This window comes from uncultured Thiohalocapsa sp. (genome assembly GCF_913063425.1).
Taxonomy (GTDB): domain Bacteria; phylum Pseudomonadota; class Gammaproteobacteria; order Chromatiales; family Chromatiaceae; genus Thiohalocapsa.
Window position 1 is genome coordinate 1 of sequence record NZ_CAJXYK010000100.1, and the last position, 6,989, is coordinate 6,989.

The following is a 6,989-nucleotide window of genomic DNA, read 5'->3' on the forward strand; positions in this document are numbered from 1 at the left end:
GGCGTCAGCGCCTCGCCGAGGGCCGCCATCGCGTCGCGCATCTCGTCCACCTGCACCGCGGCGGCCAGGTAGCCGCGCTGGCAGTCATGCGCCAGCCAGAGCTGCGTCAGCCCCGCCAGGCGGTGCTTGAGCCAGAGCTGGTCCTTGCGGGCGTCGATCCACTTGGCGAGCAGCGGCCACTCGGTGAGCAAGGCCTCGTGGGCGACCTCGATGGTCACCGGTCGTTGGCGGGAGGCGGCGGTGGCCGGCGCGGGTGCGCCGTCCGTGTCGGCGTCGGCGGGGTCCGGGCCGTCGCTGACCAGGAGCCGCGCCTCGTTCTCCAGCAGCCGGGCGAGCTCCAACCCCGGACTGCCGGCGGCGCCGAGGTCGGACCTGCGCGCGCGCCGCCGGGTCGGGTCCGCGGCGCGGTCGCTGACCAGCACCAGCGCGCCGAACAGCCGGTCCAGGGCCTGGTCGATACAGGTCTCCGGGTGCGCTTCTGCGAAGGCCCCGAGCACCGCCTCGGCACACTCGGCGATGGCGCCCTTGGCGCCCCGGGGGCCGCCCTTCGGGCCGAGGGCCTCGTAGCGCCGGCGCACCTCGGCGGCCGTCAGCGCCCGCAGCCGGCGCTGCACCGCCGCGTCGCTGCGCTCCGCGGCGGGCCTGCCCGCCGTGGCGACCTCCGGGTCCACCAGTCGCTTGAGGGCATAGGCGGTGATGGCCAGCGCGCCGGGCTCGTCGGCGGTGTCGGTGACGATGCGCTCCGCGACATCGCGCGGGAAATGGCCGATGCCGGCGCGCTGGGCCGGGATCAGGATCATGTCCATGCGCTGATGCCGTGTCGCCAGCGGCAGCGGATAGTAGGCCTGCCTGAACAGGGCCGCCAGCTCCGGGGTGTCCGTGACCCGCGGCGCGAATTCCCGCCGCATGGTGACGATGATCCGCGCCCGCGGGTCCTGCACGGCCCGGCTCAGCAGGTGCACGAAGGGCTGCCAGGGCTTGGGCCGGTTGCCGGCCTCGGCAGCGGCGCCGGCACCGGCCGTCATGGTGAACAGCTCCTCGAACTGGTCGATGTAGAGCAGCAGCCGGGCCGCCGGCTCGCGGCCCTGCAGGGCGCGGTCCAGCATGGCGCCGAAGTCCCCCGGCACGGCGTCCCGCGCGATCGCGAGGAGGTCCTGGCGCAGGGCATCGGTGCGGAAGCCGCAGCGCTCCAGCGCCTTCTCGCCGGCCATGGCCACGGCGAGGGAGCGGAACGGATCGCTCGCGCCGTCGCTGCGCTCGGCGCCGGGCTTGAAGCTCAGGATCACCCAGTGCTCGGAACCCGGCACCGTGCCGCGCCGCAGGCGCGGCAGCAGCCCGGCGGCCACCAGGGAGGACTTGCCGGAGCCGGACGGTCCGACCACGGCGATAAAGCGCTTGTCCGGGTCCTTCAGGCGCTCCTCCAGGTGCTCCAGCTCCGTGTCGCGGCCGGCGAATACCCCGTGGTAGCGCTCCGTCAGCGCGGACAGGCCGGGGAACGGGGAGCCGCCCTGCCAAGCGTCGTCGTCCGTTGGGCTGCCGTCGTCGGCGGCTTCCAGGTCGGGCAGCAGGGCCTCGACGGGGGCGCGCAGATCGGCGGCGACGCGCTCGGGGAGGTCGGACCAGCTTGCGTAGGGTTGCGGTGGCGGGGCACTGGGGCCGGCCTCGGCAAACAGCGCATCGATCTCTTGGCAGAAGGCCGTGGCGGCGCTGACGGCATCGCTGTACGCAGCCGGATCGAACAAGCCCGCCGCATCCCGGTAGCTGGATTTCTCCGGAAAGCAGTCTTCCCGATCGCGACGGTAGCAGCGCACGACCCGGTGCGGTGCCGCATCGGCAGCAGACAACAGCTGCGTCCAGCACTCGCGCTGACGCGCCGCCTGCCTGCTACCCGCCTCGCCCCAGGTGCAGCCGAGCACGGCGACGACCAGTGTCGCGTCGGGGTCGATGTGCGGCCGATTCCCGTCCACGGTGACGACCCGCACCCGCAACCCCGCGTCGATGTCCAGATCGGCAGGGAGGCGCGGCAGACGCTCGACGAGCGCCCGCGCCTCTTCGACGGCGTCGGGCGTGGTCAGCAGGTGAATGTCCAGGGTCTTGCTCGGCGCCGGTGGCGCCGCCGGTGCATCGGCCGTGGCAGCGGACGGCTCGGGCAGGCAGTAGTGCGCGATGGGCTGGATGTGCTCGCGCAGTGTCTGGTCGCGCGCCGCCTCGGCCAACACGGCGGCGAGAAAGCCGAGCATCTTGCCCGCCTGCGGCGTCTTGCCATTGCACCAGCTCTTCAGCGTCTTCGTCGTGACGCCGGCCAGACCGGCCACCACCGACAGCTCCGTCTCGACCGTCGCGAGCTGGATGACCCGCACCAGCTCGCCCATCGTCGCGGGATCGATCCGCAGCTGGACGAGCAGTTTGGAATACGTCTCCGCTGTTCCCTCACCGCGATGCAGCAGCGCATCGATCTGCTGCAAGGTGTCCCGACCAGCCTGCGCCGTGTTCATGGCATCTCCCGCAACCGGTATGTTCAACGCCGGTCCTCGATCACAACCCCGCCCAAGGTGCCTCGCCGGGGCAGAGGGTCCGCACAGCGGACCCTACGGCCGCCGTACCTCGCAGGGTCCGCTGTGCGGACCGGTCGCGCGATGGTCGGTCTGGACTTGATAGCGGCGCGACCGCGAATGGTAAGGGAACCATCCACACCCCGCGAGCGCAAACGCCCGGCGTGGGGCATGGGTGCGCACCGCAAGTGCCCCGCCCTCTGTGCAAAGGGCGCGGCAGGACTTCCATTTCTGCCGAAACTTCCACAATTACCGCGCCCCGGGCAGAAAAGGAAGTCCACCGGCTTCGCCTACGTCGGCCGCGTCGGCGGTTTCATGGGGTCGAGCCATCCACGACCCGCGAGGCCCGCCATGCTCGACCTGATGCTCCTGATCCCCGCCGCCTCCATCTCCTGCTACGTCATGCTCGGTCTGCACAAGCTGGCGCCGGGCTGGGTGCCGGTGCCCAAGGACCGCCACCACCACTTCGAGGGTGTGCTCTACCTGCTCATCGCGGTGGCGGCGGCCGTGAAGCTGCTGTGGCCGGGGCACTGAGGCCGCGAGCGCCGGCTCGGCAGGCGCCGCCGCCAATCAGTCGGCATGGCCAAGGCATCGACCCCGGGGCGCTGGCGCGCTCCGGGGATACGGCACGACGCCGAAGCGTCGTGACGGTCAGACACCGACACGAGGCGATGCACTGGCGCGAATGCTAGACTCCGCGTCGGTTCAGAGAGGTTGCCCGATGAAGATATCCCTACCGCCCGAGCTGGAGACGGCCGTGAAGGCAGCATCGGAATCCGCCGGCTCGACACCCGAGCAGGTCGTGCTGGCTATCTTGCGCGAACGGCTTTGCGCATCGGCACTGCCCGGCCCGGCGGCGCCTGAAGAACACCTCGGGAGCTTCCTGGAAGGCTTCACCGGAACGATAGACGGAAGCACAGAGGCCCTCTCGGAACGCTCCGGCGAACGCTTCGGTGACGAGCTGGAGCGGGACCGCGCCGATCACGAGCAACGGGCTCGGCCATGACCCTCATCGACACCGGCCCGATCATCGCGCTCATTAATCGTAACGACCCGAATCACCAGCGCTGTATCGTCGCGACACGGACCCTGCCGGCCGCGCCCCTGGCGACGACTTGGCCGTGTTTCACGGAAGCCATGCACCTGCTGCGACGCGCCGGTGGATGGCCGGCGCAAGCCGAGCTTTGGCGCTGGCAGCGCCATGGGCGTCTGGTCCTCTACGACCTCGGCGATCTCACGCGGCGGACCGAGGACTTGATGTCGGCCTATCGTGATACGCCCATGGATCTGGCGGACGCATCGCTCGTCGCCCTCGCGGAGACCATCGGCGAGCGCCGAATCTTTACGCTCGACCGCGACTTCTACGTCTATCGAATGGCGAATGGATCGGCCTTCGAGCCGGTGCCTGGATCGCATCAGCCCTGATAACCCGGGTACGTTGATCGCGACGACGCTCCAGCGTCCTCGCGCATCCGGGGGCGCGCCAGCGCCGCGTATCCGGCAGCGACAGTGACGGCACCGGCGGCAAGGCCTGGCGATCCACTGCGCCGTCTTCATGGCATCTGCCGCAACCGGTATGTTCAACGCCGGACCTCGATCACAACCCCGCCCAAGGTGCCTCGCCGGGGCAAATGGTCCGTACAGCTGACCCTACGGCCACCGTTCTTCGTAGATACCGCTGTGCGGACCGGCCGCGCGATGGTCGGACCTGATCAAGGCGCAACGTTGATCGCTGAGTGATGGTTACGAAAGGTGATCAGCCCGATTTCTCAGCCGAGCACGAGCGTTGTGGGAGCGGCCTCCGGCCGCGATCTGCGCCGGAGCAACCCGCGCGTGCGCATCGCGGCCAGAGGCCGCTCCCACGGGCCCGTCGGGCGAGCTGAGGCATGGCGCTGATCGCCCAAGACTTCCATTTCTGCCGAAACCTCCACTCTTGCCGCGCCCCGGGCAGAACAGGAAGTCCGTCCGCTTCGCCTACGTCGGCCGCGTCGGCGGTTTCATGGGGTCGAGCCATCCACGACCCGCGAGGCCCGCCATGCTCAAGCACACTCAAGCTGATGCTCCTGATCCGCGCCGCCTCCATCTCCTGCTGCGTCATGCTCGCTCTGCGCAAGCCGGCGCCGGGCTGGGTGGCGGTGCCCAAGGACCGCCACCACCACTTCGAGGGTGTGCTCTACCTGCTCATCGCGGCGGCGGCCGCGAAGCTGCTGTGGCCGGGGCACTGATGCCCCCCGGTGCCGGGCGCGGGGGCCGGGGTGCGGCCGGTCGGCGGCGGGCGACAAATGCCGCGCCGCGGGGCTGGTCGAGGCGCGTGCCACGGGCGGCACGGCGGCGAGGACGGCCCGCCGAGCCGAAGGGACTATAGAGCCGCCTGAGCCGATTCAGTCCGCCGGCAGCCAGTCCTCATCGAGGACATGCGCCAGGTCGTACGGGCAGCCGCCCGGGAAAAGCTCGGCATCGAGGTCTGTTTCGATGATGACGTCCCGTACCGCCTTGCGGTAGACCTTGTCGAGGCTGTCCGCGTCCAGCAACCGACGCAGGCTCGGCGACTGCTCGAGCAGCCGTTCGATGGCGGTGCGCTGGTGGTTGATGGTGAGCCGCCAGCTCTTGCCGCGGCACTCCGGCTGGTACTGGTACTTCAGCAGATGCAGCAACAGTACCTGAAGCCGATTCAGCAGCTCGCGGCGCTCGCTCGCCCCCATGGACTCCAGCTCCTCGGCGATGTGCTCGGCGTCCAGCTCGTCCAGGCGCCCTTGGCGGAGCAGCTCGGCGTTGCGCAGCGCCCAGGCGTGGAAGTCCGTGTCGTAGCTCGTGGCTTCGGTCAAGGGCTGCTTCAGGCAGGTGGTCATCATCCGCGCTCGTTCGTGCCTTCGAGAGTCTGATGGTTGGGCCTGCCGGCGTCGGCCCGACCAACGCCGGGCAAGTCTAATCCACCAGCTCCCCCTCCACCACAGAGCCGAACACCAGCTTGCCGTCCTGGGCATCCACGGTGACGGTGTCCCCCGGCCGGAAATGCCCGGCGAGGATCTCCTGCGCCGGCGGGTTCTCCAGCTGCGCACGGATGGCGCGCTTGAGCGGTCGGGCGCCGTAGACCGGGTCGAAGCCGGCCTCGCCGAGCAGGTCCAGCGCGGCGTCGCTGACGTCGAGGGCCATGTCGCGGTCCGCGAGCCGGTCCTTCAGGTAGCCGAGCTGGATGCGGGCGATGGCGCGGATCTGCTCCTCGTCCAGCGGGTGGAAGACGACGATCTCGTCCAGGCGGTTGATGAACTCCGGCCGGAAGGCCTGGCGGAGGATCTCCATGACGGCGTCCTTCATGTCGGCGTAGTTGGCCTCGCCCGCCTTCTGCTGAATGATGTCGGAGCCTAAGTTGCTGGTCTTGCCGACGCCGGTGGGACCCAGGAACAGAAAGGACCCGATGGGCCGCTGCGGGTCGGAGAGCCCGGCGCGGGAGCGGCGGATGGCGTCCGACGCGGCGCGCACCGCCTCCTGCTGGCCGACGACGCGCTGCTCGATCTGCTCTTCCATGCGCAGCAGCTTCTCGCGCTCGCCCTCCAGCATCTTGGACACCGGGATGCCGGTCCACTTGGAGACGACGGCGAGGGGGTTTGATGGGCCAGATTGCCTTGAGTAAACTTCGGAGATGTACAGAGTTTCCTACAAGCGGCAGGCAACCAGACTGCCGGCGCGCATGTCAGCCGTTGACCGGAAGCGGATACTGACCGCGCTGGAACAGTTGGCGCGCTCACCACGGAGCATCGACCTCGACACCAAACGACTGGAAGGTCGAAACGGCTTCCGATTGCGGGTTGGCGGTTGGCGCGTGCTCTACGACCTGGACGACGACCGTCTGATCGTCTTGGTCCTGCAAATCGGCTCACGAGGCGATGCTTACAGATGAAGGTACAGATCATCGAGAACGCCGGCAAACCGGAATGGGCTGTGATCCCGTACGACGAATACGAGCGCATGCGCGAGCAGCTCGACGAACTGGCGGATATCCGTGCCTACGACGAAGCCAAACGGCAGCTTGCGGCCGGCGAGGACGAGACCATACCCGCCGATATCGTCCAGCGACTCGCCAGGGGTGACAACCCGCTGCGCGTCTGGCGCGAGCACCGCGGCTTGACGCAACAAGCATTGGCCGAGAGCGCCGGGATCGGAAAATCCTACCTGTCTCAACTTGAGACCGGTGCCAAGGACGGGGCCATCGGCACATTGCGCGCCCTCGCTGCCGCGCTGCGGGTCGATCTCGATGACCTGGAGCCTTGGGCCGATGTGACCGGCGAACCATGAGTGCGCAACGTGCTCCCCGGTACGGTTCAGCGGATCAGGGCATGGCCATCGAGCAACTGAAGCGGAGCAGCCGAGCTTGACCATTGCCTTGACCGGAACGCGTCTGAGCCAATCGAGATCGCGGTCAAGGTGTGCATGATCTCG

The 6,989-nt window shown here is 69.2% G+C and carries 8 protein-coding genes and 1 pseudogene; 6 read left to right on the top strand and 3 right to left on the bottom strand.

Annotated features, from left to right (window positions below):
* A partial coding sequence (locus QZ607_RS25435) for an ATP-binding protein (RefSeq protein WP_295888981.1) occupies positions 1-2,495 on the bottom strand: 2,495 nt, incomplete at its 3' end.
* 408 nt (positions 2,496-2,903) lie between these two features.
* Between QZ607_RS25435 and QZ607_RS25440 the strand changes: the two genes are divergently transcribed.
* From QZ607_RS25440 to QZ607_RS25455, 4 genes are all read left to right on the top strand, one after another.
* A complete protein-coding gene (locus QZ607_RS25440) occupies positions 2,904-3,086 on the top strand; it encodes a hypothetical protein (protein WP_295888983.1) in 183 nt (60 codons plus the stop codon).
* Between the two features lie 187 nt (positions 3,087-3,273).
* Positions 3,274-3,558 carry a hypothetical protein gene (locus tag QZ607_RS25445; RefSeq protein ID WP_295888985.1) on the top strand — a complete coding sequence of 95 codons (285 nt, stop codon included), beginning with the start codon at positions 3,274-3,276 and terminating at the stop codon, positions 3,556-3,558.
* Entirely contained in the window at positions 3,555-3,977 is a 423-nt protein-coding gene (locus QZ607_RS25450; RefSeq protein ID WP_295888987.1) for a PIN domain-containing protein, read from the top strand. The genes QZ607_RS25445 and QZ607_RS25450 overlap by 4 nt, the downstream gene beginning before the upstream one ends.
* Positions 3,978-4,609: 632 nt before the next feature.
* Entirely contained in the window at positions 4,610-4,777 is a 168-nt protein-coding gene (locus tag QZ607_RS25455) for a hypothetical protein (protein ID WP_295888990.1), read from the top strand.
* 156 nt (positions 4,778-4,933) lie between these two features.
* Here QZ607_RS25455 and QZ607_RS25460 read toward each other — a convergent pair whose 3' ends face one another.
* Positions 4,934-5,401, bottom strand: coding sequence for a DUF29 domain-containing protein (locus tag QZ607_RS25460; protein ID WP_295888992.1), 468 nt, complete (start codon positions 5,399-5,401; stop codon positions 4,934-4,936).
* A gap of 76 nt (positions 5,402-5,477) precedes the next feature.
* A pseudogene (locus QZ607_RS25465) lies at positions 5,478-6,146 on the bottom strand (AAA family ATPase); the annotation flags it as partial.
* Between the two features lie 46 nt (positions 6,147-6,192).
* On the opposite strand from QZ607_RS25465, the gene QZ607_RS25470 reads away from it, so the two are divergent.
* Positions 6,193-6,450: a type II toxin-antitoxin system RelE/ParE family toxin gene (locus QZ607_RS25470; protein ID WP_295888995.1), complete on the top strand. Its 258-nt coding sequence runs from the start codon at positions 6,193-6,195 to the stop codon at positions 6,448-6,450.
* A complete protein-coding gene (locus QZ607_RS25475; protein ID WP_295888998.1) occupies positions 6,447-6,845 on the top strand; it encodes a helix-turn-helix domain-containing protein in 399 nt (132 codons plus the stop codon). The genes QZ607_RS25470 and QZ607_RS25475 overlap by 4 nt, the downstream gene beginning before the upstream one ends.
* Positions 6,846-6,989 lie beyond the last annotated feature (144 nt).

Excerpts from the sequence above, each read along its gene's own strand:
- QZ607_RS25450 (WP_295888987.1), top strand. The coding sequence starts at position 3,555 with ATGACCCTCATCGACACCGGCCCGATCATCGCGCTCATTAATCGTAAC.
- QZ607_RS25440 (WP_295888983.1), top strand. The coding sequence starts at position 2,904 with ATGCTCGACCTGATGCTCCTGATCCCCGCCGCCTCCATCTCCTGCTAC.
- QZ607_RS25470 (WP_295888995.1), top strand. The coding sequence starts at position 6,193 with ATGTACAGAGTTTCCTACAAGCGGCAGGCAACCAGACTGCCGGCGCGC.
- QZ607_RS25475 (WP_295888998.1), top strand. The coding sequence starts at position 6,447 with ATGAAGGTACAGATCATCGAGAACGCCGGCAAACCGGAATGGGCTGTG.
- QZ607_RS25455 (WP_295888990.1), top strand. The coding sequence starts at position 4,610 with ATGCTCCTGATCCGCGCCGCCTCCATCTCCTGCTGCGTCATGCTCGCT.
- QZ607_RS25460 (WP_295888992.1), bottom strand. The coding sequence starts at position 5,401 with ATGACCACCTGCCTGAAGCAGCCCTTGACCGAAGCCACGAGCTACGAC.
- QZ607_RS25445 (WP_295888985.1), top strand. The coding sequence starts at position 3,274 with ATGAAGATATCCCTACCGCCCGAGCTGGAGACGGCCGTGAAGGCAGCA.